The organism is Aminobacter niigataensis, assembly GCF_014200015.1.
Lineage (GTDB): Bacteria > Pseudomonadota > Alphaproteobacteria > Rhizobiales > Rhizobiaceae > Aminobacter > Aminobacter niigataensis.
In genome coordinates, this window is sequence record NZ_JACHOT010000004.1 from 12,283 (window position 1) to 35,393 (window position 23,111).

Genomic DNA, 23,111 nt, shown 5'->3' on the forward strand with positions numbered 1-23,111 from the left:
CTTATGGCTTGGCGAGCCGGAAGTCCGCCGGCTCGGCGGGCGTGGCGAGCATGCTGGCCTTGAGGTCGGCAAGCGTGCCGACGCGATAGGCGGCCGGCTTGTAGACACCATACATGTCGACCATCACGGAGTCATTGTCGAGGATGGTCTGGACCTGCTTGTAGAGGTCGCAGCGCTTGGCGTCGTCGGCCGTGGCGAGTGCTGTGTCAAGCAGCTTGTCGACTTCCGGATTGGCGTAGCCGGTACGATTGGTGCCGACGGCATCCGACTTGTAGCCCTTGACCAGCATGATGCCGGCATCCGGGAACTGGGCGAAGTCCTCGAGCAGCATCATCTGCGGGATCGAGTTCGGGTCCTTCAGGCTGGCGAGGTAGTTCGGATAGGCAATCGGCTCCAGTTCGAGGTCGATGCCGATCTCGCGCAGGTTGGACTGGAACAGCGTCGCTTCCTGCTTCTGCAGCTCGAACACCGGCTGGAAGTTCATCTTGAGCTTCAGGTTGGCAGCACCCGCCTCGGCAAGCATCGCCTTGGCAGCTTCGAGGTCGCGTCTCACCTCGGGCAGTTCCGGACGGCAGTCGAGGCGCGCAGGCAGCGGGCCATTGGCCACCTTGCCGTTGCCACCGCGGACGCCACGCAGGCCGCCTGCATAGTCATAGACCATGCGCAGCGCCTTGCGCACCTTGGGATCGGCGGTCGGGCCGACCTTGGTGTTGAAGACGACTTCGGTCTGGTAGCTGGTGTTGATCGGCACCACCTTCAGCGCCGGATCGGTGGCCATGGCGGCCGCATCGCGGTCGGCAAAGCCGAAGGCGACGTCGATGTTGCCGGCGCGCAGCTCGTCGCGGCGCGTCGAGCTTTCGTCGATGCGGCGGAAGACGATCGATTCGGGTCGGCCGGCCTCGGCGGCCCAATATCCCGCAAACAGGTCGATGACCACGGCCTGCGACTGGTCGCCCAGCACGTAAGGACCGGAGCCGGCATCATGCGCCTGGAGCCAGCCCTGGCCGTCGTCGGCGGCCGCATTGGCGGTGACCAGCGCGGAATTGAGGATGTAGATCTTGCTCAGCGACGGCAGGAACAGCGTGTTGGGCTTGGTGAGATTGATCGTGAGATGGGTGTCGTCGGTGACCATGGTCGAATCGTAGCCGTCGATCAGCGAGGCGACGCCGGCGCCGAGGCGCTTCAGGCGATCGAGCGTGTAGGCGACATCCTTGGCGGTCAGCGCCGTGCCGTCGTGAAACTTCACGTCGGGACGCAGCGTGAAGGTGATCGACTTGGCGTCATCCGAATAAGCGTATTCGGTGGCCAGGCTGCCGACCAGCTTGGTGTCGTCGTACGTCACCAGCGTATCGTAGACAGCACTGATGATGGTGTTCGTCTGGTTATAGTCAGCGCGCAACGGATCCAGCGTGTTGATCTGGCCTCCGAGGCCAACGATGATCGTGTGCTCGCGATCCGCGGCCAACGCCGTAGAACCGCCAAGGCCTACCGAAATCGCGAGTGCGGCGCCGCCAACGGTCGCCAGAAACTGCCGCCGGCTTTGCGACAGCGCCGAAAAGGCCTGGAAAAACGCATGCATGATTGTCGCTCCCATATGCTGAATTGACTCTGCCTTTTCGCAAAGGCGCTCCCTGTCTTTTTGTATCCGATTTTTTCCCCAGTGGATACACAAATTTTGGGCAACGGATGCAAATCAGGCAGAGATGAATGCTCTGCTGTAAAACACTTCTAAATCAATGGTCTAGACCATCACCGCATCCGGCGGCATGGCCAAATGGCAAAAATTCTTCGATGTCGAACCTGACTCGTCGGCGGCACGGCGAAGCTTTTTCGACTGTATGGCGCGGTCTAAAGAATAGGCAATCAGCGCGCAGCACCGGCGAAAATGTGCGCAATTTTTGGATACAAACTTTACAGCTGATATGATACAATGATATCAAGTTGGCACTGCAGTTCGACCATGCCCCTGCAAATGGGTGCGGGCGTCATCCAGCCAAACGCCTCTCTTCACCCCGAGAGTGAAGGCTGGGTCGGCAGCTAAAGTCCGTTGTTCCCAGAGGAAACCGATGCCTCGCCTGCTCGTCATCAATCCAAACACGTCGGCCGACGTCAGCCAGGTTATCGATACGCTGGTGCGCGAGGAGACGGCGGGCGCAGCTAAAGTCCAGACCGTTACTGCAGGCTTCGGCTTCAGCTACATCTCCACGCGCGTTGCGGTTTCGATCGCCGCGCACGCCGTGCTCGACGCGGCCGCCAAGGCGATGACCGAAGGGGCCGAGCCCGACGCGATCGTGCTCGCCTGTTTCGGCGATCCCGGCCGCGAGGCGCTCGCCGAGATGACCGGCCTGCCGGTCATCGGCTTTGCCGAAGCGGGCCTGCTGGCTGCGGCGGCATTGCCGGGAACATCCCTGATTTCCACCAATGGCACCGTCTGGTGCGAAATGCTGGGCGAACTGGTGCTGAAGCTCGGTCTCGGCGACAAGGTTGCGGGCATCCGCTCCATCGAGACCGTCGCCGACGACACACAGGCGATTGCCGATTTCCTGGCAAATGAAGCAAAGGCGCTGGGCGCCGACCGTGTCGTGCTCGGCGGCGCCGGCCTGATCCCGAGCCTGCCCGGCATCATCGCGTCGTCACGCGTGCCGATCCTCGATCCGCATCGTGTTGCCATCGGCAAGGCACTGCGCCTGACGGCAGCGCCGCGGACGGCTCCAACCCCTGGGCAGAACGGCGCCACCGAAACGCTCGGCCTGTCGCCCTTTCTGTCACATGCCCTGAACGGGGGCACAGCCATCGCGCCCTTGCGCCGCTGCGCCGGACGCTGATCGATTTCCAACAGCCGCGACGACCTTTGCATCCATGCTGCGCGGGGGCCGGAAGGCAGCGCATTTTCAAATCGTATTCAAAACACCTTACGATTGCGCGCAATGGATTTCGCTATTGTATTAGAAAACATGTGCTAGAGTGGCCGCAATGCAAACTGGCACTGCGTCGGCTTGCAGTGGAGGAGGCACGGCAGGCAGCGGCGTGCCGGCTGCATCGCATGACACCGGCTAATACATAACGAACAACGAAGCAAGGCTCGCATTTTTCTTGTCTTCCGCCCGGTGGCGATGCATCTGAGACGTAGCATAGTTGCATGCTGCCCGTGCAAAACCGGCTGGTGAGGGAATGGCTAAAGCTGCGAATACTGACTTCGACGAAAAAGCCGGATCGAAGATCGATGCGATCTACCAGGCGCTATTCAGGGCCATTCTGGCGCGCGAGCTGACGCCCGGTACGAAACTCAGCGAAGAATCGATCGGCTCGCTGTTTTCCGTCAGCCGCACCATCGTGCGCGCAGCACTCAACCGCCTGCACACCGAATCGCTGGTCGAGTTCCGGCAGAATCGTGGCGCCTTCGTCGCCAGCACGACGCCCGACGAGGCCCGCCAGGTCTTCGAGGCACGCAATGCCATCGAACGCGAGATCTTCTCCAAGCTCGCCACCGTCGTCACCGACAAGCAGATCGCAGCCCTTGAACAGCACCTGCACCATGAGCACGCCATCCGACACGCCGGCGACCACACCGCTGCCATCGTGGCGTCGGGAGAGTTCCACCTGCTCGCCGCGCACATGGCCGGCAACGAGGTGCTTGCCGGATTCCTCAAGTCGCTGATTTCGCGGACCTCGCTGATCCTGGCGCAGCACAGCACCCATCAGGAAACCGACTGCAGCGTCGATGAGCATGCCGCGATCCTGCAGGCGCTGAGGGCCCGCGATCCCAAGGCAAGCGCCGATGCGATCATCGAGCACCTGCAGCAGGTGTTCGAGCAGGCCAATATCGGCCAGACCAAGCGCACCAAGCGCAATCTCAGCGAGATCCTGTCGCGCTACGCTTGAGACAGCACTGGTACCTGGGTGCGTCCTTCGAGGCCCCGCTTCGCGGGCTCCTCAGGATGAGGACCGTTGGTGTGGCCTGCCCAGTCTAGAAACTGCCCCGGCCTGGAAACAGCGCGGGGTTGGTCAGCTTCGGTGAGGCACAACGGCCCCATCCTGAGAAGCTCGCCCACCGGGCGAGCCTCGAAGGACCTACAATCAGGGCTATTCCGCGAACCGCGCCTCGACCTGGATTTCCGCCAACCGCTCGACCTCGCCATAGGTGACGGCCAGTTCGGTCTCGCTATCCGTCTCCAGCCGTGCCTCCAGCGACTCCAGCAGCGATGCGGTGGTGTAGTTGCGCACCACGAAGATGGCGCCGAACCCAAACTTGGTTTCGTAGATGCCGAGCAGTTCCAGCAATCGCTTCTGCTGGCCGTCCGTCATGACATCGAGGCTGACGGATTGGCTTTCGTCGGCGACGATCCTTGCAGCCAGAATGCGGGGATCAAGCGGCGTATAGCCCTTCAGCACCTCGAACTTCTCGGCAGCGCTTGCCGCGCGGAACTGTGTGCGCAGCGCAAAGAACAGGCCATAGGCACTGTCGTTCACCGGCCCCAGCTCGCCGTCGAAGGCGCGCTCGGCGAGCAGTGCACCGTTGCGGAAGCACTGACCGAACTTTTCGACAAAGCCGCCTTTGTCCATCTTCGACGGCACCAGCGTCGGCTTGGCGTAGGGATGTTCCCTGGTCCAGTGATGGGCGATGTCGATGCGGCGCGCGATCCACACCTTGTCGTGGCTCTGCACATACTCGATGAAGCGCTTGAGCGCGGCGATACGCCCGGCGCGGCCGACAAGGCGGCAATGCAGGCCGATGGAGAACATCTTCGGCCGGCCGGCGGCACCTTCGGCGTAGAGATAGTCGAACGTGTCCTTGAGGTAGGCAAAGAACTGGTCGCCCGAATTGAAGCCGTTCGGCGTGCCGAAGCGCATGTCGTTGGCTTCGAGCGTGTAGGGGATGATCAGTTGCTCCTTGCCCTGATGTTCGCGCCAGTAGGGCAGGTCGTCATCATAGGTGTCGGAAACGTAGTCGAAACCGCCTTCCTCGGAGACGAGGTCGACGGTGTTGACCGAGCAACGGCCGGTGTACCAGCCGGTCGGGCGCAAACCCGTGGCCAGCGTGTGCAGGCGGACCGCCTCCTGGATCTGGCCGCGCTCTTCTTCGGCCGGCATGTCCTTGTGCTCGACCCATTTGTAGCCGTGGCTGGCGATCTCCCAGTCGGCCTGCTGCATGGCGCGCAGCTGTTCGGGCGCGCGCATCAAGGCGGTGGCGACGCCATAAACGGTGACAGGCACGTCGAGGTCGGTGAACAGCCGGTGCAGCCGCCAGAAGCCGGCGCGGGCGCCGTATTCGTAGACCGACTCCATGTTCCAATGGCGCTGCCCCGGCCACTGCGCGGCACCGGGGATTTCCGACAGGAAGGCTTCGCTCGCGGCATCGCCGTGGAGGATGTTGTTTTCGCCGCCCTCTTCATAGTTGAGCACGAACTGGACGGCGACATGGGCGCCGCCCGGCCAGTTGGCGTGAGGCGGATTGGCGCCGTAACCGCGCATGTCCCTGGAATATCGCATGAATGTCTCCTGGCTTGGGTGCGCGGCCGCCTGCCGCGCGAAATGATTGAGTGTGAAGGCCCCGGCGGCATCGTGCCTCAGAGGCCGGTCACCGCAAGAATTGTATCCAATGTCTCTGCGTGGGCGTCTTCACGGAAGCAGCCGGCGCAGGGCCTGCGGCAGCCGCGCGACGCGATCGGCCTGGTCCCAGGGCACCTTTTGCGCGCCGAATTTGGCTGCCATGGCGAGCACGGCGGCGAATTCGTTCAGTGCGACTTCAGGCTGCATGCGCAGCCAGTCCGAGTCGAACACCGGCATGGCAAACTGGCCGGCATGCATCTCGATCCAGACCTTCGCGTCGGGCATCAGCGGCAGGATCGCGTCCCAGTCGACAAAACCCTCGCCGAGCGGCGCGAGGAAGCGGCGGATGCCATTCTCCTGGAACCGCACCACGGCGTCGTCGACATAGAGCTGGGCGGCATAGGGCGCGACGCGCCTTGCCGCGGCGACCGGATCCTCGAGGCGGCACAGCACATTGACCGGGTCGAAGGCTATGCCAAGTACATCGGGCCCGACCTTTTCGACCAGGGCCACGACCTCCGGGGTGGTGATCTCCTCATGGGTCTTGAGCAGCAGCTTCGAGCCGTGCTGGCGCAGCAGCGGCGCGCGGCGCGCCAGCATTTCAGTAACCCGATCGAACTGCGCCTGCCAGGAGACCGGCGCCTCGAAGCGGTCCTCGATCATCCCGATGAGGAAGAACATGTCGTGGATGCCGATACCTGCCGCCAGTTCGACCAGGCGCCTGACACCGGCTTCCAGGTCGCCGGCACCGGCATCGATGATCGGCTGGCTGCGCGCCGGCAGCGCCGGGTTGACGATGCCGAGCATCGACGAGATTTCGAGCCCCAGCCGGTCGGCCTCCTGGCGCACGGCGTGCAGTTCGGCCGGATCGAGCGTCGGGCTGATGTCGAACAGCGAGTTGAACAGCAGTCCCTGCAGACCCAACTGGCTTGCAGCCTGCAACGCCTCGACCGCAGCCAGGCTGCGTCCGTCAGGCAATGAACTCTTGATGATGCCGATCATGCTGCCGCCTCGCCGGAGAGAATGGGTGCGCAGCGACCGCCCGGGCGCATCGGATGCGCGACGACCCCGGCAATCTAGGCACTTGGATACTATCTTGTATCAAAAAATGCTTGTCAATGGATACAATCGCTGTCATCACCATCGTACAGAACTGCCCGCCTCTCGCGCGTATCGAAGGAGCACCCCATGACCAAGACCTATGAAAGCGTCGCCGGCCTTTCAGTCCATCCGGCGCTGCGCGCCTTCGTCGACACCGAGGTGCTGCCTTCGGCGCGCCTCGAGCCGGCAGCATTCTGGGCCGGCCTTGCCGAGATCATCCGCGACCTCGCGCCCAGGCATCACGAGCTGCTCGCCATACGCGGCGACCTCCAGGCCAGGATCGACACCTGGCATCGCGACCGCAAGGGCCAGGGGCATGACGCCGCCGGCTACGAGCAGTTCCTGCGCGAGATCGGCTATCTGGTTCCCGCACCGGCCGCCGACGCCTATCAGGTCGCGACCAAGAACGTCGACGCCGAGATTGGCACCATCGCCGGCCCGCAGCTGGTGGTGCCGCTGTCCAATGCGCGCTACGCCCTCAACGCCGCCAATGCGCGCTGGGGTTCGCTCTACGACGCGTTCTACAGCACCGATGCCATCGCCGAGACCGACGGTGCCGAGCGCAGCAAGACCTTCAATCCCGTTCGCGCGAGCCGCGTCATCGCCTGCGTTCGCGAATTCCTCGACCTGGCCGTACCGCTGGCCCAGGGCAGCCATGCCGACGCCACCAGCTATATCGTCGAGCGCGGCAAGCTGCAGGTGAGCCTCGCCGACGGTAGCAAGACCGGGCTCAAGTCGGCTGGCCAGCTTGCCGGCTTCACCGGACCGCGCCATGAGCCGAAGAGCGTGCTGTTGGTCAACAACGGCCTGCATATCGAACTGGTGTTCGACCGCGAGCATGCGGTCGGCGCGCTCGACGCAGCCGGCATATCCAACGTGGTCATCGAGGCCGCGGTCTCGATCATCATGGACCTCGAGGACGCGGTTTCAGCCGTCGACGCCGACGACAAGGTTGCGGTCTACCGCAGCTGGCAGCGCCTGATGGACGGCAGCCTGAGCTCCGAGTTCACCAAGGACGGCAAGACCGTCACGCGCCGCCTGGTCGAAGACCGTGTCTTCACCGCGCCCGGCGGTGGCGAGCTTGTGCTCCACGGCCGCTCGACGATGCTGGTGCGCAATGTCGGCCACCACATGTTCACCGACGCCGTGCTCGACGAAGCCGGCAACCCGGTGCCCGAGGCGATCCTCGACGCCGCCATCACGGTAGCTAGCGCGGCGCAGGACATCCGCGGCGAGAACGCCGTGCGCAACAGCCGCACCGGTTCGGTCTATGTCGTGAAGCCCAAGATGCACGGCCCCGACGAGGTCGGCCTGTCGGATGCGCTGTTCAAGCGCATCGAGGAACTCGTCGGCCTGCCCAAATACACCATGAAGATCGGCGTCATGGACGAAGAGCGCCGCACCTCGGCCAACCTTGCCGCCTGCCTTTCCAAGGTGCGCGACCGCACGGTGTTCATCAACACCGGTTTCCTCGACCGCACCGGCGACGAGATCCACACCTCGATGGAAGCCGGCCCGATGCAGCGCAAGGCCGAGATGGCATCGGCGACCTGGCTCAAGGCCTATGAGGCGAACAATGTCGATGTCGGCATTGCCCGCAACCTTCCCGGCCGCGCCCAGATCGACAAGGGCATGTGGGCGGCACCCGACCAGATGGCGGGACTGATCGAGAAGAAGGTCGCCCACCCCGGCGCCGGTGCCAGCACGGCTTGGGTGCCGACGCCAACGGCGGCGGTGCTGCACGCCATGCACTATCACCTGGTCGACGTGGCAGCCGTCCAAGACCAGCTGCGCGGCAAGGAGCAGACGTCGCTCGCCGACCTTCTGACCATTCCGCTGGCAACGCGCAGCTACTCGGCCGAGGAGATCAAGGCTGAGTTGGAAAACAATCTGCAGGGCCTGCTCGGCTATGTCGTGCGCTGGGTCGGCCAGGGCGTCGGCGTGTCGACGGTGCCCGACCTCGACAATGTGCGGCTGATGGAAGACCGCGCCACTTTGCGCATCGCCAGCCAGCATGTCGCCAACTGGCTGCACCACGGCATCGTCAGCGAAGGGCAGGTGCGCGAGACGATGCAGCGCATGGCCGCCGTAGTCGACAGGCAGAATGCCGCGACGGAAGGCTACAAGCCACTGGCGCCCGGCTTCGACAGCCCGGCCTTCAAGGCGGCTGAAGACCTGGTGTTCACCGGCCGCACCCAGCCGAACGGCTATACCGAGCATGTGCTGCATGCCCGCCGCCGCGAGGCCAAGGCGCTTTCCGCCTGATCAGGCAAGTTATCTTTGCCGAAGGCCCCGTTCACCGAGCGGGGCCTTTTTTGCATGAGCAAGTCCTATCGCCAGTTGCACTGGTCGGCACGCTGTCGGAATGTCGGTCGACGCAGCATCGACCGGGAGTGCATCATGGGCACCGGAATCCACCACATCACGCTCATCACCCGCAAGGTGCAGGCCAATGTCGATTTCTATGTCGGCTTCCTCGGCCTGCGGCTGGTCAAGCAGACCGGCGGCTATGAGGATGCCACCCAGCTGCACCTGTTCTACGGCGACGGTGCTGCCAGCCCGGGCTCGCTGATTACCTTCCTGGTTTGGGAGGATGGTGCCCGGGGGCGTGTCGGCCATGGCCAGCCGAGCGAGATTTCGCTCGCCATCGAACCGTCGAGCATCGGCTTCTGGCTGACCCGGGCGCTCTCCCACCATGTCGAGATATCGGGCCCCGTCGACGAGATGGGCGAACCAACGCTCAGGCTCAAGGACCCCGACGGGGTGATCGTCAAGCTCGTCGGCGTCAGTGGCTTTGCGGCGCCCGAAATCTGGGAGGGCAGCGGCGTGCCCGCCGAACACGCGATCCGGCGCATCCGCGGCGCCACGATCATGAGCGAGGTGCCGGAACTGACCGAGAGCTTCGTCACTCGGCATTTCAGCTATCAGCCGATGCAAAGCACCGAGTTCATCCGGCGCCTTGTCTCCGACAGCGGCGACATCATCGACATCAGGGATGCCAAGGGTTTCTGGACGAGCGCGCCGGGCACCGGCACCATCGACCACATCGCCTTTCGCGCCAGGGACACCGACGAGGTGGAGCGGGTGCATGGCGAACTCGCCTCCAGCAACTCAACCATCACCAATGTCCACGACCGCAAATATTTCTACTCGCTCTATGTGCGCGAGCCGGGCGGCACCCTGTTCGAACTGGCGACGGACGGTCCCGGCATGGCGATCGACGAACCGGTCGAAACGATGGGCACGCAGCTCTTCGTGCCACCGGAACGTGCCGACAAGATCGGCGAGCTGCTGACAATGCTGCCACAGTTCTCCTGGCCCGGCGAGGAGCGGGTGATCTATCGCGACCTGCCCTTCGTCCACCGTTTCTATACGCCGGGAAATGCCGACGGCAGCGTCATCGTCCTGCTGCACGGGTCGGGCGGCAACGAAACCAGCCTGCTGCCGTTTGCGGCCAAGGCAGCACCACGCGCGACACTGCTCGCCCTGCGCGGCCGCGCCACCGACGAGGGCACGCCGCGCTGGTTCCGCCGCCTTTCAGCAAGCAAATTCGACCAGGCCGACATCAGGTCGGAGGCCGAAGCGCTCGCCGCTTTCATCGAGGATGCCGTGGATGCCTACCGCATCGATCCCGAGAAGCTCGTCTTCCTCGGGCATTCCAACGGCGCCAACATGATCGCCGCAACCATGCTGCTGCACCCGCACCTGATCCGACGCGCCGTGCTGCTTCGGCCAGCCATGGTGCTCGAGCAACCTCCGGCCGCCGATTTGTCGGATGTCGAAGCCCTGCTCGTTGCCGGCAACGTCGACGTGTTCAGCAATTTCGGCCCTGACCTCGCCGGCCTGCTGCGCCACGCCGGCGCCAATGTCGACGCCCGCACGATCCCGTCCGGTCACGCATTCGAGGCGGCCGATGTCGAGATCGTCAGGGACTGGCTCGCAGCGCGCGGCTGAAAGCACGGGCGGCGCGGCACCCTTCAGGCTGTCGGCCTCAGTACTGTTCGCGCGGCAGGTGCACGACCAGCCCGTCGAGCGCCTCCGACATCTTGAGCTGGCAGGTCAGGCGGCTGCGCTCCGTCGGGTTCATCAGGCATTCGATCATGCCCTGCTCGGAATCGTCGGGCGCTGGCAGGCGTTCGGTCCAGCTGTCGTCGATGTAGCAGTGGCAGGTGCCGCAGGCGCAGGAACCGCCGCATTCGGCGAGGATCTGGTCGATGCCGTTGGCGACAGCCACCGACATGACACTCTGGCCTTGCTGGGCTGTGAGTTCGGTCGCCTGTCCGTCGGCGTCGATGAAGGTTACGCGGTACATCAGAAATCTCCGGGATCAGGCAGGCGTGAAAGCCAGGCGCAGCGCCTTGGGGCCGCGTACCGACAGGCCGCGCTTGTATTGCGGCTCGGCATCGACCAGCGAAACCGACGACAGGCGCTTGAGCAAGGTGGTGAAGATCACCTCCATGTCGAGCCGCGCCAGATGGTTGCCGAGGCAGAAGTGGGCGCCGCCACCAAAGGCGAGGTGCCGGTTGGGGTTGCGGCCGGCATCGAAGACATCGGCATCGTCGCCGAAGGCTGCCGGGTCGCGATTGGCCGCACCATAGAGCAGGCCGAACTTGGTGCCGCGCGGAAACGACTTGCCGCCGACCACGCAGTCGGCCGTCGCGTAGCGGTGGAAGAAGGGCAGCGGCGATTCGAAACGGAACATCTCCTGGATCGCGGTGTGGATCAGGCCGGGGTCGGCCTTGAGCCGCGCCATCTGGTCGGGAAAGCGCAGCATCGCATGCATGCCCGAGCCGAGCACGTCGATGGTCGAGCCATGGCCGGCCATCAGGATCAGCATGCAGGTCGACACCAGCTCATCCTCGTTGAGCTGGCCGGCGTCCTGCGCCGCCATCAGGCGGGTGATCAGGTCCTCCTGCGGCGCGGCGCGGCGCTCGGCCATCAGCTTGAGCAGATAGTGGTAGAACTCGGTCGTTGCCTGCTCGGCCAGCGCCTTGCGCTCGTCGGAGCGATCGATGTCGAAGAACTGCACCACACGCTCCGACCAGACGCGCAACTGTGGGCAATCCTCGTCGGGCACGCCGAGCACCCGGCCGATGATGTGGCCCGGAACCTGGGAGGCAAGCTCCTCGACGAAGTCGATCTCGCCCTTGTCGATCAGGCTGTCGACGAGCCTGTCGACGAAGCTCTGGATCATCGTGCGCTGGCGCGCGATGAAGGCCGGCGTGAACTCGCGAAACACCTGCTTGCGCAGCCGGTCATGCACAGGACCGTCGCTGTCGAGCATGGAGAACTGCACGAAGCGCTGGTGATGCGGCATGTCGAGCCAGTTCTGCAGGCGCTTCTGCTCGGTGATCTCTTCCTCGGACATGAAGAATTCGGGCGAGCGCACCATCGCGTTGTCGCGGGCGATGCCTGCGACATCGTCGAAGCGCGTCACCAGCCACATGTCGAAATCGGCGAAGAACTGCGGCTCGCCCTTGTCGCGCAGCGCCGCATAGGCGGGATAGGGATTCTGGGCGAAGGTGGCTGACAATGGCTCGAAAGCCGTGCCGTGTTCGCTTGCCTTTGGGGTAGCGGTCATCCAACGCTCCAGTCATGGATTTTGGGCAGCAAGTATGCCGCCACCATCCAGTCTAATGGCAATGGCGGCGAGATGAATGCATGCCCCTCGCACATTGCTGGATAAAACTCGCATCACGAGTTGCAGGCAGATACAATGGATCTGGCCCTTTCAAACCTACCCCTGCGCAAAAATGACGACCAAGACGGACGAAAGAAACGCGATCTTCTTCCACACGCCGGGCCGGCATGCGGACGCCTATCCCTACAAGATTCTGGTTGCCGGCCGCACGCGTTTCGGCCATCGCGACGGCTTCGTCTCGCGGCGCTTCCACCACCACACACTGATCTGCACGCTGTCAGGTCTCGGCCTGATCGAGATCGGCGGCAACAGGGTCGCGGCCGGGCCGCAAACGATCGCCTGGCTGGACACGTCGATGCAATATGCCCATGGCTGCCATCCCGAGGCCGACCACTGGCGCTATCTCTGGATGAGCATCGAGGGCCACGGGCTCGATGCAGTCTTCTCGTTTCTGCGCGTCGCCGGCAATCCGCTGTTTGCCACCGCCAGCGACGGCAGTGCGGCCGGCTTCGAGCGTGCCATCCAAAATCTCGCCCGGCGGGGGCAGACGACCGACGCCATTTCCAGCGCCGTCGTCGCCCAGCTGGTCGAAACGCTTGTCGCCGAACGTGGCGAGCAGGACAGCTCGGAGGACCGGGGCGAACGCGTGCTGCGGGTGATGCGCGAGGTGCGCGCCGACATCGCGCGCAACTGGCCAATCGAGGAACTGGCTGCGATCTCCAGCCTCAGCGCCTCGCAACTGCACCGGCAGTTCAAGCAAAAGACCGGCACGACGCCGATGGACTGGATCCGCCACGAGCGCATGAACCTTGCCAAGCGCCTGCTGATCGCACCCGACGTCAAGATTGCCATGGTGGCGCTGAATTGCGGCTATGCCGATCCCTATCATTTCAGCCGCGACTTCCGCCGCATCGCCGGCCAGTCGCCAAGCGAATTCAGGCGCGCGCAGGGGCAATAGCGGCACGACCATCATCGCTGGCCCATTGCCTCCCCGTCGACATGCAACGCCGTTTCGGGCAGGCTGCAACCCTCGCCCTATCAGCACGAGCGCACCGAGATGACGTCCAAGCCAGCGGTCTACGAATTCACAGCGGCCATCGTGCGCGAGCCGGCGCGATCGGTGGTCAACGGCCTGCGCGCCGACGACCGCGGCAACCCGACCCATGACGGCGTGAAGGCCGAGCATACCGCCTACATCGCGGCAATGCGCGTGGCAGGCGTCGAAGTGACGGTGCTGCCGGCGCTGGAAAACTTCCCGGATTCGATCTTCGTCGAGGACCCGGCGCTGGTGTTTCCCGAAGGGGCGATCCTGCTCCGCCCCGGTGCCGAGACGCGCGTCAGGGAAACCGCCGAGATCGCGCCGACGCTGCGCGACATGTTCGTCACCGTGCTCGACCTGCCCTCGCCCGGCTTCGCCGACGGCGGCGACGTGCTGACGACGCCCAGGAGCGTGATGATCGGGCTGTCGGCCCGCACCGACCGCGCCGGCGCCGAAGGCCTGATCGCCAGCCTGGCGAGGCTCGGACGCAAGGGAGAGGTCGTGCAGACGCCGGAAGGTGTGCTGCATTTCAAGAGCGACTGTTCACTGCTCGACAGCGAGACCATGCTGTCGACAAAGCGGCTGGCGCGTTCGGGCGTGTTCAAGGATTTTCGCGAGGTGCTCATCCCCGAGGGCGAGGAGCCCGCCGCCAATGCGCTGCGCGTCAACGACGTGGTGATGGTCGGGGCCGATTACCCCCGGACCATCGAGATGCTCGACAAGCTCGGCTACAAGGTGGTTGCCCTCAAGACCACCGAGATCGGCAAGATCGACGCCGGCCTGTCCTGCATGTCGCTGCGCTGGCATCGCGGCCAGCTCTAGAGATCGCCATGCTGGTCCCGGGCGGCAGCAAGTATAGGTCAAGCTTCGCCACAATGTAGGGATCGCGACAACGAGGCGGACCGTTTGCGACAATCGCGATCAACGAGACGTCCGACAGTAACAGATCAATTGACAAGGCTTCCGCCGACTGTCTAGTTTCGATCCCGGAATCGGTTCCACCGAGAGGTGGATGAAAAGGGAACACGGTGAGGCCGAAGGCCAAATCCGCGACTGCCCCCGCAACTGTAACCGTTGAGCCTCTTCCATCATGCCACTGAACGCATTCGTGCGTTCGGGAAGGCGGAAAAAGGCGATGACACGGAAGTCAGGAGACCTGCCCGTTCCGGTCACCCATGCTTGTCCACGGGGTGTGGTCAGGCGCGGTCGCCCGTGGCGGTGACATTGAAAAGTGTTGCCGCATGCGGAAGGCCGCCGGGTCGATCTTGTCCCAAAGTCTGCCTGCCGACCTGTCTTGCCTGCGGTTTGGAAAACGGGTGCGATGCTTGTCGCGCCCACCGAACCATTTGGGGGCAGAATTGCTGAGACTTACCCTTGCCGCCGGCGCAATTGCGCTGGCAATTCCAACGCAATCCCAGGCGCAGCAGGTGCCCGCGGCCGAAAATGTGACCGTACTTCGGCCGCTGGTCGTGTCGACACCGTTGCGGCGCGAGACGGCGCTCGTTCGCTCGACGTCGTCGGTCACCGTCATTGACGAGGAGGAACTCAGGAAATCGGCGGCGCCCGATTTGCCGTCGCTGCTCAAGCGCTACACCGGGGTTTCCATCGTCGGCTATGGCGGCCAGGGAGCTTCCTCCAACGTCTACCTGCGCGGCATGTCGGCCGGGCAGACACTGGTGCTGGTCAACGGCGTCCGCACCGCCTCGGCAACCAGCGGCACCAGTTCGATCTTCAACATCCCCCTTGCCTCGATCGAACGCATTGAGATCGCCAAGGGCCCGCACTCGGCCCAGTATGGTGCCGACGCGATCGGCGGTGTCGTCAACATCATCACCAAGCAAGGTGGCCAGTGTGCCGACGGCCGCAGTGCTTGCGCCAGCATCACCACCGGCGTCACGCACCCGCGGGGAGCCTATGTCTCGGGCGACGTGCGCGGCCGCAGCGAAGGTGGCGTCGACTATTCCATCGGCGGCAGCATCCTCGGCACGCGCGGCTACGACTTCACCACGCCGCTGGCCTGGGGCCACGAGCCCGACGATGACGGCTTCCTCCAGGGTTCGCTCAACTTCTCCCTCGCCAAGGAATACGGCTGGGGCAGGCTTTATGCCGACGGCCTGTTCGCCCGCGGCCGCTCGCAATACGACGACACCTTCCCGTCCAGCAACGAAGTCGATACCGACACATTCGCCGGCAAGGCAGGGGTGCGTCTGAAGCACTCCGATAGTTGGTCCTCGACGGTCGAGCTGTCCAGCAGCCTCGATCATTCGACCAATTTCCGAGACGGCGTTTCGGGCGACAGCGAGTTCGACACAAGGCGCTACGGCATCTTCGCGTCGACCGAAAAGACCTTCGAGGCCGGTGATGCCCGGCATGTCGTGACCGGCGGTGCCGAGGCCTATCGCGAACGGGTCGATTCGACGGTCGATTTCGACGTCACCTCGCGCGATCTGGCGGCGGTGTTCGGGCAATATTCGGTCGAACATGGTGCGCTGACCATCGACAGCGGCCTGCGCTACGATCACAATGAACAGTTCGGCAGCGCCACCACCTACAATATCGGCGCCAGCTTCGAGATCGTGCCCGAACTCGTCGCCCGCGCCTCCTACGGCACCGGCTTTCGCGCACCGACCTTCAACGACCTCTATTATCCAAATTATTCGAACTCGAACCTGAGGCCGGAAAAATCGAGGTCCTACGAACTTGGCCTCAACTGGCGGCCGACCGACCGGACCACGCTCGACGTCGCTTTCTACCAGACATGGCTCACCGACGCGATCGCCTCCAACCCGCCGACCTACCTGCCGTTCAATGTCGCACGCGCCAAGGTGGTCGGCGTCGAGGCGACGGTGACGCACGAATTCAGCGACCGCTGGAGCGGCAAGGCGTCGATCGACTACCGTTCGCCCAAGAACGAGGACAATGGCCGCTACATTCCCTATCGCGACCGTTTCAAGGCGACCGCCGAACTGGGTTTTGCCGCGACCGACAGCCTGGACCTGACCGCTAGGCTGCTCTACGGCGCGGCGCGCTACGCCGACGCGGCGAACACCGTCAAGCTGCCTGAGTATGTGACGGTGGATTTTGCCGCCAACTACACCTTTGATGCGCAATCGAGCCTGAAGTTCTCGGTCGAAAACCTGTTCGACGAGCAATATTCGACCGTCCCCAACTATCGCGCGCCTGGCCGGACTTTCAATCTGAGCTTCACGCGTGTGTTCTGATGGGAGGTAACATGTCGACCAATCGTATGCTGCAGGCGTTGCCGCTCGCCCTCGCGGGCACAATGCTCGCGGCTGCCCCTGCTGCAGCCGAACCGCCCAAGCGCGTCGTCTCGATGAATGTCTGCACCGACCAGTTGGCCATGCTGATGGCGGGGCAAGGACAGCTGCACTCCGTCTCGTATCTGGCGAGAGATCCTGGCACCTCGGTACTCGCCGAGCGCGCCAAAGGTCTCGTGGTCAACCATGGCCTCGCCGAGGAGGTCTTCCTGATGCAGCCCGACCTGGTGCTCGCCGGCACCTACACGACACGGTCGACGGTGGCCCTGCTGCGACGCCTCGGCATCCGCGTCGAGGAATTCGCGCCCGACAATTCCATCGCCGAGATCAGGTCGAACATCCTGCGCATGGGCGAGGTGCTGGAGCGGCGCGAGCGCGCGGCGGAGCTGGTCGCCGACCTCGACCGCGGGGTGGCCGAACTCGCCGCCCGCCCGGCCTCGGACAGGACAGTCGCCACCTACTATGCCAACAGCTACACGTCAGGCGCAGGTACGCTGGTCGACGACATCGTCAAGCTCTCCGGCCTTGTCAACGTCGCCGACAAATTGGGCCTCAGCGGCACGGCGCGGCTGCCGCTCGAGATGCTGGTCCTGGCCCAGCCCGATCTCATCGCCGGCGGCGGCGAAAGCTACGATGCGCCCGCGCTCGCCCAGGAGAATTTCGTCCATCCGGCATACCGGGCGATCGCCGGGCAAGGCAGCGCAGTTCCGATCCCCGCGCGCTACACCATCTGCGGCGCGCCGTTCACGCTCGAGGCTGCGCGCCTGCTCCGCGACGCCGCCGCGGGCAAGGACGGCGTCCAATGAGCGACACCTCTCGCTACGGCCTTGTGCTGGGCGCACTTGCTGCGTTCGCCACCATCCTGTTCCTGCTTTCGCTCACCGTCGGTCCGGCAGCCCTGGGTTTCAGCGACAGCATGGCCGCATTGTTTTCGGACAAGGCAGGCGCCATCGAACTGATCATGGGCGAGATTCGCCTGCCGCGCGCACTGCTCGGCCTGATGGTCGGTGCAACGCTCGGTCTCTCCGGTGCGGCGTTGCAGGGCTATCTGCGCAATCCGCTGGCCGAGCCGGGGCTGATCGGCGTCAGCGCCTCGGCATCACTGGGCGCCGTCATCGCCATATATTCCGGCCTGGCGGCGATCTTCCCGCTCGCCTTGCCGCTGTCGGCGCTGGCCGCCGCCGTCCTTGCCGTCGTCGTGGTCCAAGCTCTCGCCGGTCTGCGCGGCAGTACGCTCACCATCATCCTGGCGGGAGTTGCCGTGTCGAGCTTTGCCGGCGCCATGACGTCGCTTGCCCTCAACCTGTCGCCCAATCCATTCGCCGCACTCGAGATCACGTTCTGGATGCTCGGTTCGTTGACCGATCGATCGATGACCCATGTCTGGCTGGCCATGCCGTTCATGCTCGTGGGCTGGCTGATGCTGGCGGCGCTCGGCCGGGCACTCGATGCGCTGACCCTCGGCAACGAGACGGCGGCAAGCATGGGCATCGACATGCGTCGCGTGCAGTGGCTTGCCGTCTTCGGCACGGCGTCGGCGGTAGGGGCTGCGACAGCCGTGGCAGGCGCTATCGGCTTCGTCGGCCTCGTTGTGCCGCACATGCTTCGACCGCTGGTCGGGTCAAGGCCGTCGCGGCTGTTGCCGGCCAGCGCCCTGGGCGGCGCCTGCATGCTGCTTGCCGCCGATATCCTGGTCCGGATCATCGCGCCGGAGCGCGATCTCAAGCTCGGCGTGCTCACCGCCATCGTCGGTGCGCCGTTCTTCCTCTGGCTGGTCTACCGCACGAGAAGGAAACTCGCGTGATGCTGCTCGACGTTCAAAATCTCAAGGCGTCGCTGGGCAGACGGCCTGTGCTCCACGGCGTTTCCTTCTCGGTGATGCCGGGCGAGTTCATCGGCCTGATCGGGCCCAACGGTGCCGGCAAGTCGACCTTGCTGCGGGCACTTCTGGGGCTCATTCCGGCCGAAGGAGCAGTCGCTCTCGGGACGCTCGACGCCACCCATGCCAGCGCCAGGGAGCGCGCGTTCCACATGGCCTATGTCGCGCAGGAGCGCGAAATCGCCTGGGCCGTTCCTGTCGAAATGCTGGTGTCGCTCGGCCGCTCGCCGCATCGACCGGGATTTTCTGCCCTCACCGCAGCCGACCGCGCAGCCATCGAACGGGCGATGCGGCGGATGGAGGTGGACGGGTTTCGCGAGCGGGCAGCGACCGAGCTTTCGGGCGGCGAGAAGGCGCGCGTCCTGATCGCGCGGGCGCTGGCGCAGGAGACGCCGCTGCTGCTCGCCGACGAGCCGACGGCCGGCCTCGATCCATCGCACCAGATCGCGCTGATGCGCCTGTTCGCCGAGCTGGCGGCCAGCGAACGCAGCGTCGTCGCCTCGCTGCACGATCTCGGGCTCGCCGCGCGCTGGTGCACCCGCCTGCTGCTGATCGATGGCGGCCGGATCGTCGCCGACGGGCCACCGGCAGAGGTGCTCACCGCCCAGACGCTGCGCGCCGTCTACGGCGTCGAGGCTTTCTTTGGCGAGACCACGGGCCGGTTGGTGGTGCAGCCGCTCGATCTCGTCGCCGCCACCGGAGTTCGCCGATGAGCTATCTGGAACAGCTGTTGCGCCACCACCTGCTGGACTGGCGAAGCGGATGGAGCATGGGCACATTCGGCGCCATCGCCGAGTTCCATCAGGACGATGGCGAGATCGCGGTGATCGACGACCGTCAGCTCCTGACCCGGGCGACGCGGCGCGGCGGCATCCGCCTGGAGCGCAGCATGGTGGCCGGGCTGGTGCCGGTCGCCTACGAGACGTTGAGCCCCAGGCGACATCGCTGGAGCCAGGCGCTGGCGCTGTGCCTGCCCGACGCGAGGGCCAGGCGCAGCGGCCGCTCGGTGCTGACCGAGATCGGTCCCGACGACAATGCCATCCGTGGCATCGACCGGACCGGCATCCTGTTCGACATGGGCCTGTCGCTGCCGCAATGCGATTTCTGCATCCGCACCAGCGAGCCGAAGCTGCTGGTCGAGTTGCGCGCAAATCTTGGCCGCTCGGTGTTCGATCCCGCAAACGGGGCCATGCCGGCGATCCTGCGCACGCACCCGCATCGCGTCGCGCTGACCAATATCGGCCGTGTCGAGGTCTACCAGAAAATCGGCGGCCCCGACACCGGCGGGGTGTCGCCGGAAGGGCCACATACCCATGTGCTGCCGAAGATGCTGAAGGGCGGGCGCACCCATTCGGCCAACACGCCGATCCCAGAGGGCCTGCTGCCGCTCGGCGCGCTTCACCCCGGCAACCCCGTCATAGATGCGATAGGACGCGACCGGCCGTTCGAGCCGATCCTGCACGGCGCGTTCCAGGAGATGATGAGGCGGTTCGGCACGGCTGAGGCGCTGTCTGAACGCAAACGCGTCGACGACGCGCTCGATGCAAGGCTTTCGCCGGTCGAGACCGAGGCGCCCTCGGGTCGCTTTGCCCGGTCGGCCATGCGGATCGCACTGCGCCAAAAGGCCCACCTCGCCGCCCATTCCGGCAACATCGCGCTCGCCCGCCTCGTTGCGGACTGGCAGGCGGCCTTCGAGCAATCCGCCGCGGAAACGGAAGACGACGACGCGCCCGGCCACTGATGCCGACAGTGCCACGAGGCACTGGGAGGCGTTTTGCAGCCGCACAACCTGCCAACAACTTGGCGGCTGCAAGCACGCCGGAGCCTCTAGGCACAAAAACGATTGTGGCCTTCCGATGATTTCTTGATAAAAGAAGTCAAGAATGTTAGTGGGCTCCCGACCGGGCCGGGAAAGATGCGCAGAAGCCACCGGTCGAAGGGTTCGAAGTCGGAGATTCGAGATGCTAGGCAGTGGGCTCATCGGACGTGAAGGCAAGGCCGGCCAGCCAGGGCTGATCCGCCGATCCGCACAGATCCTCGCCGTCATGTGTCTCGCGGTATCAACAACAGCTGCGTTCTCCCAAGACGCCGCTCCGGGCAATGCGCCCGTCCAGCCGGCACCGGCCGCCCAGGCGCCGGTTGTCCAAACGCCGGCGACCCAGGCTCCAGCCAGCGAGACGCCGGGCACACCGGCAGCGTCATCGCCCCAGCCGGCACCCGCAGCAGCCACCCCGAGCGCGGCACCCACGGCATCGCCCTCGCCGGCGGATGTCGGGTCTGCGACCGGCGACCGGCTGCCCAGCGCCGCGCCCATGGGCGTCGAGGCGCCGCTCGACAATACGGTTGGCGCCGCTCCTGTAGCCACCGAGGCGCCAGCAGCTGCCAGCACGCTGCCGCACGATCTTTCGCCCTGGGGCATGTTCATGGCCGCCGACTGGGTGGTGAAGGCCGTGATGATCGGCCTCGCCTTCGCCTCGCTGATCACCTGGACCGTCTGGCTCGCCAAGTCGCTGGAGATCGCCGGCAGCAAGGCCAGGCTCGCCAAGGCGCTGCGCGGCATTCTCGGCGCGCGCCGCCTCGAGGACGCGTCGCAGGCGCTCGGCGACCACGCCGGCATCGGCGGCGTCCTGGTGCGGGCAGCCGTCGAAGAAATGGAGATGTCGGGCCACGACCTCGGCCACGGCGATCCCGCCGGCATCAAGGAGCGTGTCGAGTCCCGCCTGATCCGCATCCAGGCGCAGGCCGGCCGCCGCCTCAGCCGCGGCACCGGCGTGCTTGCCACCATCGGCTCGACGGCGCCCTTCGTCGGCCTGTTCGGCACGGTCTGGGGCATCATGAACTCGTTCATCGGCATCTCGGAATCGCAGACCACCAACCTCGCGGTCGTCGCACCCGGCATCGCCGAAGCGCTGCTGGCAACCGCCGTCGGCCTGATCGCAGCCATTCCGGCCGTTGTGGTCTACAACGTCTTCGCCCGCTCGATCACCAGCTACCGCCAGGGCCTGGCCGACGCCGCAGCCGGCGTGCAGCGTCTCGTCAGTCGCGATCTCGATCGCCAGCCGCAGCGCAGCCAACACGAGCGTCCGCATGCAGTCGCCGTGGCCGCGCCGGCCAACGCTCGACACGCCCCGGCAGTCGCGGTTTAGGAGCGGGTCCGATGGCAGGCGGTATCAGACAATCGGCCGAAGACGACGACCTCCAGGAAAACCATGAGATCAACGTGACGCCGTTCATCGACGTCATGCTGGTGCTGCTGATCATCTTCATGGTAGCGGCACCGCTGGCCACCGTCGACGTCAATGTCGACCTGCCCGCGTCGACCGCGACCGCCCAGCCCCGCCCGGACGAGCCGCTCTACGTCACCCTGAAGGAAGACCTCAGCATCTCGATCGGCCAGAACGCGGTGGCCCGCACCGCATTCCAACAAGAGCTGGACGCGGCGGCGAAGAGCGACAAGGAAAGCCGCATCTTCCTGCGCGCCGACCGCGGCGTCGACTATGGCGAGCTGATGGAGGTGATGAACCTGATGCGCGGCGCGGGCTATCTCAAGATCGCACTTGTCGGGCTGGAACAGGTTCAGGCGACACCGCCGGCCGCCGCCGAAGGCCAGCCGCAATGACGGCGGCGGCGGCGCATCTCGGCTTCGGCCTCGGCGGCCTGAGCCGCCGCGAACTGGCGCTCTGGTCGGGCGCCGCAATGGTGATCGTCAGCGTCCACGTCGCCGGCGCCTGGTACGTCCAGCGGCAGCCGCCGATGATGCTGGACGAGATGCAGGCGCAATCGGCGGTGCTGATCGACCTTGCGCCGATGGCGATGGCGCCGGAAGCGGTGCCGCAGGATACGACAGACCTCGTCGACAGCCAGGCTGCCGAAAGCGTCGAGGAGCCGACCGAGACCATTACGCCCGATCCCGTCGAGCCGGTGACCGAACCCGTGGAGGAAGTCGCCGAAGACATGCCCGAGCCGCTGGAAGATGTCGCCGAGGCCGAGCCCGTCGAAGAGGTGGTGCCCGACATCGTGGAAGCACCGCTGCCGGAAGTGGCGATGGCCATCCCCGAACCGCGCCCGGAGATCAAGAAGCCGAAGCCGGTGGAAAAGCCGGTGCGCGAAAAGAAGCCGGTGCAGAAGAAGCCGGAGCCGGTGAAGCAGGCCAAGGTCGAGAAGAAGCCGGCGACGACCAGCAGCCAGGCATCGCAAAAATCGGCACAGAATTCCGAGAGCACCCGTGCACCCGCGCCGGGCCAGGGTGGCGGCAAGGCGATGTCGCCGGCGCGCTGGCAGTCACGCGTCTACTCCCACCTCAACAGGCACAAGCCGAGGAACGTGCGCAGCCGTGGTTCGGTCGCCGTCCGGTTTTCCTTCAACACCAATGGCGACGTGCTTTCGGTCAGGCTGGTGAGCTCCTCCGGCGACCAGGCCCTCGACGAGGCCGCGGTCAATCTCGTGCGCCGCTCGTCGCCGATCCCGGCGCCGCCGCCCTCAGTCCCGACGAGCATCATCGTGCCGATCGACTTCAGGCGCTGAGGTTGCGCGCCTGCCCATTGCCGTGAGAACCGGGCAGGCAGCATTTCTCCTATTTCGGCTTAGACCGACCGTTCACGGCAGCGCCGGCGAGCGACGGAA

General features: G+C 65.2%; 19 protein-coding genes and 1 riboswitch. Of the genes, 14 read left to right on the forward strand and 5 right to left on the reverse strand.

Annotated elements, in window-relative coordinates; all coding sequences use genetic code 11:
- Position 1 precedes the first annotated feature (1 nt).
- Positions 2 to 1,579 (reverse strand): ABC transporter substrate-binding protein, encoded by a 1,578-nt coding sequence (locus GGQ99_RS15260; protein WP_183263195.1) that lies wholly within the window; start codon positions 1,577 to 1,579, stop codon positions 2 to 4.
- Between the two features lie 487 nt (positions 1,580 to 2,066).
- Between GGQ99_RS15260 and GGQ99_RS15265 the strand changes: the two genes are divergently transcribed.
- Together GGQ99_RS15265 and GGQ99_RS15270 are read left to right on the forward strand one after the other, a co-directional pair.
- Positions 2,067 to 2,825, forward strand: a complete 759-nt coding sequence (locus GGQ99_RS15265; RefSeq protein ID WP_183263196.1) for an aspartate/glutamate racemase family protein — start codon at positions 2,067 to 2,069, stop codon at positions 2,823 to 2,825.
- Positions 2,826 to 3,171: 346 nt separating this feature from the next.
- A complete protein-coding gene (locus GGQ99_RS15270; RefSeq protein ID WP_055982286.1) occupies positions 3,172 to 3,882 on the forward strand; it encodes a GntR family transcriptional regulator in 711 nt (236 codons plus the stop codon).
- 201 nt (positions 3,883 to 4,083) lie between these two features.
- Here GGQ99_RS15270 and puuE read toward each other — a convergent pair whose 3' ends face one another.
- The gene (gene puuE, locus GGQ99_RS15275; protein WP_183263197.1) at positions 4,084 to 5,490 is read right to left on the reverse strand and encodes an allantoinase PuuE; all 1,407 of its coding nucleotides are present in this window, start codon (positions 5,488 to 5,490) and stop codon (positions 4,084 to 4,086) included.
- 129 nt (positions 5,491 to 5,619) lie between these two features.
- Complete coding sequence (locus tag GGQ99_RS15280; protein WP_183263198.1) at positions 5,620 to 6,552, reverse strand: sugar phosphate isomerase/epimerase family protein; 933 nt, start codon at positions 6,550 to 6,552, stop codon at positions 5,620 to 5,622.
- Between the two features lie 186 nt (positions 6,553 to 6,738).
- Here GGQ99_RS15280 and GGQ99_RS15285 point away from each other — a divergent pair, with 186 nt between their 5' ends.
- Positions 6,739 to 8,916, forward strand: coding sequence for a malate synthase G (locus GGQ99_RS15285; RefSeq protein WP_183263199.1), 2,178 nt, complete (start codon positions 6,739 to 6,741; stop codon positions 8,914 to 8,916).
- A gap of 135 nt (positions 8,917 to 9,051) precedes the next feature.
- A complete protein-coding gene (locus GGQ99_RS15290) occupies positions 9,052 to 10,605 on the forward strand; it encodes an alpha/beta fold hydrolase (RefSeq protein WP_183263200.1) in 1,554 nt (517 codons plus the stop codon).
- 37 nt (positions 10,606 to 10,642) lie between these two features.
- Here GGQ99_RS15290 and GGQ99_RS15295 read toward each other — a convergent pair whose 3' ends face one another.
- Together GGQ99_RS15295 and GGQ99_RS15300 are read right to left on the reverse strand one after the other, a co-directional pair.
- Entirely contained in the window at positions 10,643 to 10,963 is a 321-nt protein-coding gene (locus GGQ99_RS15295; protein ID WP_183263201.1) for a 2Fe-2S iron-sulfur cluster-binding protein, read from the reverse strand.
- A gap of 15 nt (positions 10,964 to 10,978) precedes the next feature.
- The gene (locus GGQ99_RS15300) at positions 10,979 to 12,232 is read right to left on the reverse strand and encodes a cytochrome P450 (RefSeq protein WP_183263202.1); all 1,254 of its coding nucleotides are present in this window, start codon (positions 12,230 to 12,232) and stop codon (positions 10,979 to 10,981) included.
- A gap of 172 nt (positions 12,233 to 12,404) precedes the next feature.
- On the opposite strand from GGQ99_RS15300, the gene GGQ99_RS15305 reads away from it, so the two are divergent.
- The 10 genes from GGQ99_RS15305 to GGQ99_RS15350 all read left to right on the forward strand — a co-directional run bounded on the left by GGQ99_RS15305 (position 12,405) and on the right by GGQ99_RS15350 (position 23,012).
- Positions 12,405 to 13,250: a helix-turn-helix transcriptional regulator gene (locus GGQ99_RS15305; protein ID WP_183263203.1), complete on the forward strand. Its 846-nt coding sequence runs from the start codon at positions 12,405 to 12,407 to the stop codon at positions 13,248 to 13,250.
- Between the two features lie 99 nt (positions 13,251 to 13,349).
- Complete coding sequence (locus GGQ99_RS15310; protein ID WP_183263204.1) at positions 13,350 to 14,153, forward strand: dimethylarginine dimethylaminohydrolase family protein; 804 nt, start codon at positions 13,350 to 13,352, stop codon at positions 14,151 to 14,153.
- A 154-nt stretch (positions 14,154 to 14,307) separates the two neighbouring features.
- Positions 14,308 to 14,509, forward strand: a riboswitch (cobalamin riboswitch).
- Positions 14,510 to 14,689: 180 nt separating this feature from the next.
- Entirely contained in the window at positions 14,690 to 16,552 is a 1,863-nt protein-coding gene (locus GGQ99_RS15315; protein WP_425486824.1) for a TonB-dependent receptor domain-containing protein, read from the forward strand.
- An 11-nt stretch (positions 16,553 to 16,563) separates the two neighbouring features.
- On the forward strand, positions 16,564 to 17,415 hold the full coding sequence (locus tag GGQ99_RS15320) for an ABC transporter substrate-binding protein (RefSeq protein WP_183263206.1): 852 nt from the start codon (positions 16,564 to 16,566) through the stop codon (positions 17,413 to 17,415).
- Positions 17,412 to 18,413, forward strand: a complete 1,002-nt coding sequence (locus tag GGQ99_RS15325; protein WP_183263207.1) for a FecCD family ABC transporter permease — start codon at positions 17,412 to 17,414, stop codon at positions 18,411 to 18,413. Before GGQ99_RS15320 ends, GGQ99_RS15325 begins: the two co-directional genes overlap by 4 nt.
- Positions 18,413 to 19,201, forward strand: a complete 789-nt coding sequence (locus tag GGQ99_RS15330) for an ABC transporter ATP-binding protein (RefSeq protein ID WP_183263208.1) — start codon at positions 18,413 to 18,415, stop codon at positions 19,199 to 19,201. The genes GGQ99_RS15325 and GGQ99_RS15330 overlap by 1 nt, the downstream gene beginning before the upstream one ends.
- A complete protein-coding gene (locus GGQ99_RS15335; RefSeq protein ID WP_183263209.1) occupies positions 19,198 to 20,229 on the forward strand; it encodes a DUF6925 family protein in 1,032 nt (343 codons plus the stop codon). The genes GGQ99_RS15330 and GGQ99_RS15335 overlap by 4 nt, the downstream gene beginning before the upstream one ends.
- Positions 20,230 to 20,449: 220 nt before the next feature.
- Positions 20,450 to 21,634 (forward strand): tonB-system energizer ExbB, encoded by a 1,185-nt coding sequence (gene exbB / locus GGQ99_RS15340; protein WP_425486825.1) that lies wholly within the window; start codon positions 20,450 to 20,452, stop codon positions 21,632 to 21,634.
- Positions 21,635 to 21,645: 11 nt separating this feature from the next.
- Positions 21,646 to 22,107, forward strand: a complete 462-nt coding sequence (gene exbD / locus GGQ99_RS15345) for a TonB system transport protein ExbD (RefSeq protein WP_183263210.1) — start codon at positions 21,646 to 21,648, stop codon at positions 22,105 to 22,107.
- Positions 22,104 to 23,012 (forward strand): TonB family protein, encoded by a 909-nt coding sequence (locus GGQ99_RS15350; RefSeq protein ID WP_183263211.1) that lies wholly within the window; start codon positions 22,104 to 22,106, stop codon positions 23,010 to 23,012. The genes exbD and GGQ99_RS15350 overlap by 4 nt, the downstream gene beginning before the upstream one ends.
- Positions 23,013 to 23,111 lie beyond the last annotated feature (99 nt).

What these genes read in the sequence shown, in the direction of transcription:
- GGQ99_RS15320 (WP_183263206.1), top strand. Translation starts at nt 16,564, where the DNA reads ATGTCGACCAATCGTATGCTGCAGGCGTTGCCGCTCGCCCTCGCGGGC.
- exbD (WP_183263210.1), top strand. Translation starts at nt 21,646, where the DNA reads ATGGCAGGCGGTATCAGACAATCGGCCGAAGACGACGACCTCCAGGAA.
- GGQ99_RS15335 (WP_183263209.1), top strand. Translation starts at nt 19,198, where the DNA reads ATGAGCTATCTGGAACAGCTGTTGCGCCACCACCTGCTGGACTGGCGA.
- GGQ99_RS15260 (WP_183263195.1), bottom strand. Translation starts at nt 1,579, where the DNA reads ATGCATGCGTTTTTCCAGGCCTTTTCGGCGCTGTCGCAAAGCCGGCGG.
- GGQ99_RS15290 (WP_183263200.1), top strand. Translation starts at nt 9,052, where the DNA reads ATGGGCACCGGAATCCACCACATCACGCTCATCACCCGCAAGGTGCAG.
- puuE (WP_183263197.1), bottom strand. Translation starts at nt 5,490, where the DNA reads ATGCGATATTCCAGGGACATGCGCGGTTACGGCGCCAATCCGCCTCAC.
- GGQ99_RS15280 (WP_183263198.1), bottom strand. Translation starts at nt 6,552, where the DNA reads ATGATCGGCATCATCAAGAGTTCATTGCCTGACGGACGCAGCCTGGCT.
- GGQ99_RS15325 (WP_183263207.1), top strand. Translation starts at nt 17,412, where the DNA reads ATGAGCGACACCTCTCGCTACGGCCTTGTGCTGGGCGCACTTGCTGCG.
- GGQ99_RS15330 (WP_183263208.1), top strand. Translation starts at nt 18,413, where the DNA reads ATGCTGCTCGACGTTCAAAATCTCAAGGCGTCGCTGGGCAGACGGCCT.
- GGQ99_RS15285 (WP_183263199.1), top strand. Translation starts at nt 6,739, where the DNA reads ATGACCAAGACCTATGAAAGCGTCGCCGGCCTTTCAGTCCATCCGGCG.
- GGQ99_RS15300 (WP_183263202.1), bottom strand. Translation starts at nt 12,232, where the DNA reads ATGACCGCTACCCCAAAGGCAAGCGAACACGGCACGGCTTTCGAGCCA.
- GGQ99_RS15270 (WP_055982286.1), top strand. Translation starts at nt 3,172, where the DNA reads ATGGCTAAAGCTGCGAATACTGACTTCGACGAAAAAGCCGGATCGAAG.
- GGQ99_RS15350 (WP_183263211.1), top strand. Translation starts at nt 22,104, where the DNA reads ATGACGGCGGCGGCGGCGCATCTCGGCTTCGGCCTCGGCGGCCTGAGC.
- exbB (WP_425486825.1), top strand. Translation starts at nt 20,450, where the DNA reads ATGCTAGGCAGTGGGCTCATCGGACGTGAAGGCAAGGCCGGCCAGCCA.
- GGQ99_RS15305 (WP_183263203.1), top strand. Translation starts at nt 12,405, where the DNA reads ATGACGACCAAGACGGACGAAAGAAACGCGATCTTCTTCCACACGCCG.
- GGQ99_RS15310 (WP_183263204.1), top strand. Translation starts at nt 13,350, where the DNA reads ATGACGTCCAAGCCAGCGGTCTACGAATTCACAGCGGCCATCGTGCGC.
- GGQ99_RS15265 (WP_183263196.1), top strand. Translation starts at nt 2,067, where the DNA reads ATGCCTCGCCTGCTCGTCATCAATCCAAACACGTCGGCCGACGTCAGC.
- GGQ99_RS15295 (WP_183263201.1), bottom strand. Translation starts at nt 10,963, where the DNA reads ATGTACCGCGTAACCTTCATCGACGCCGACGGACAGGCGACCGAACTC.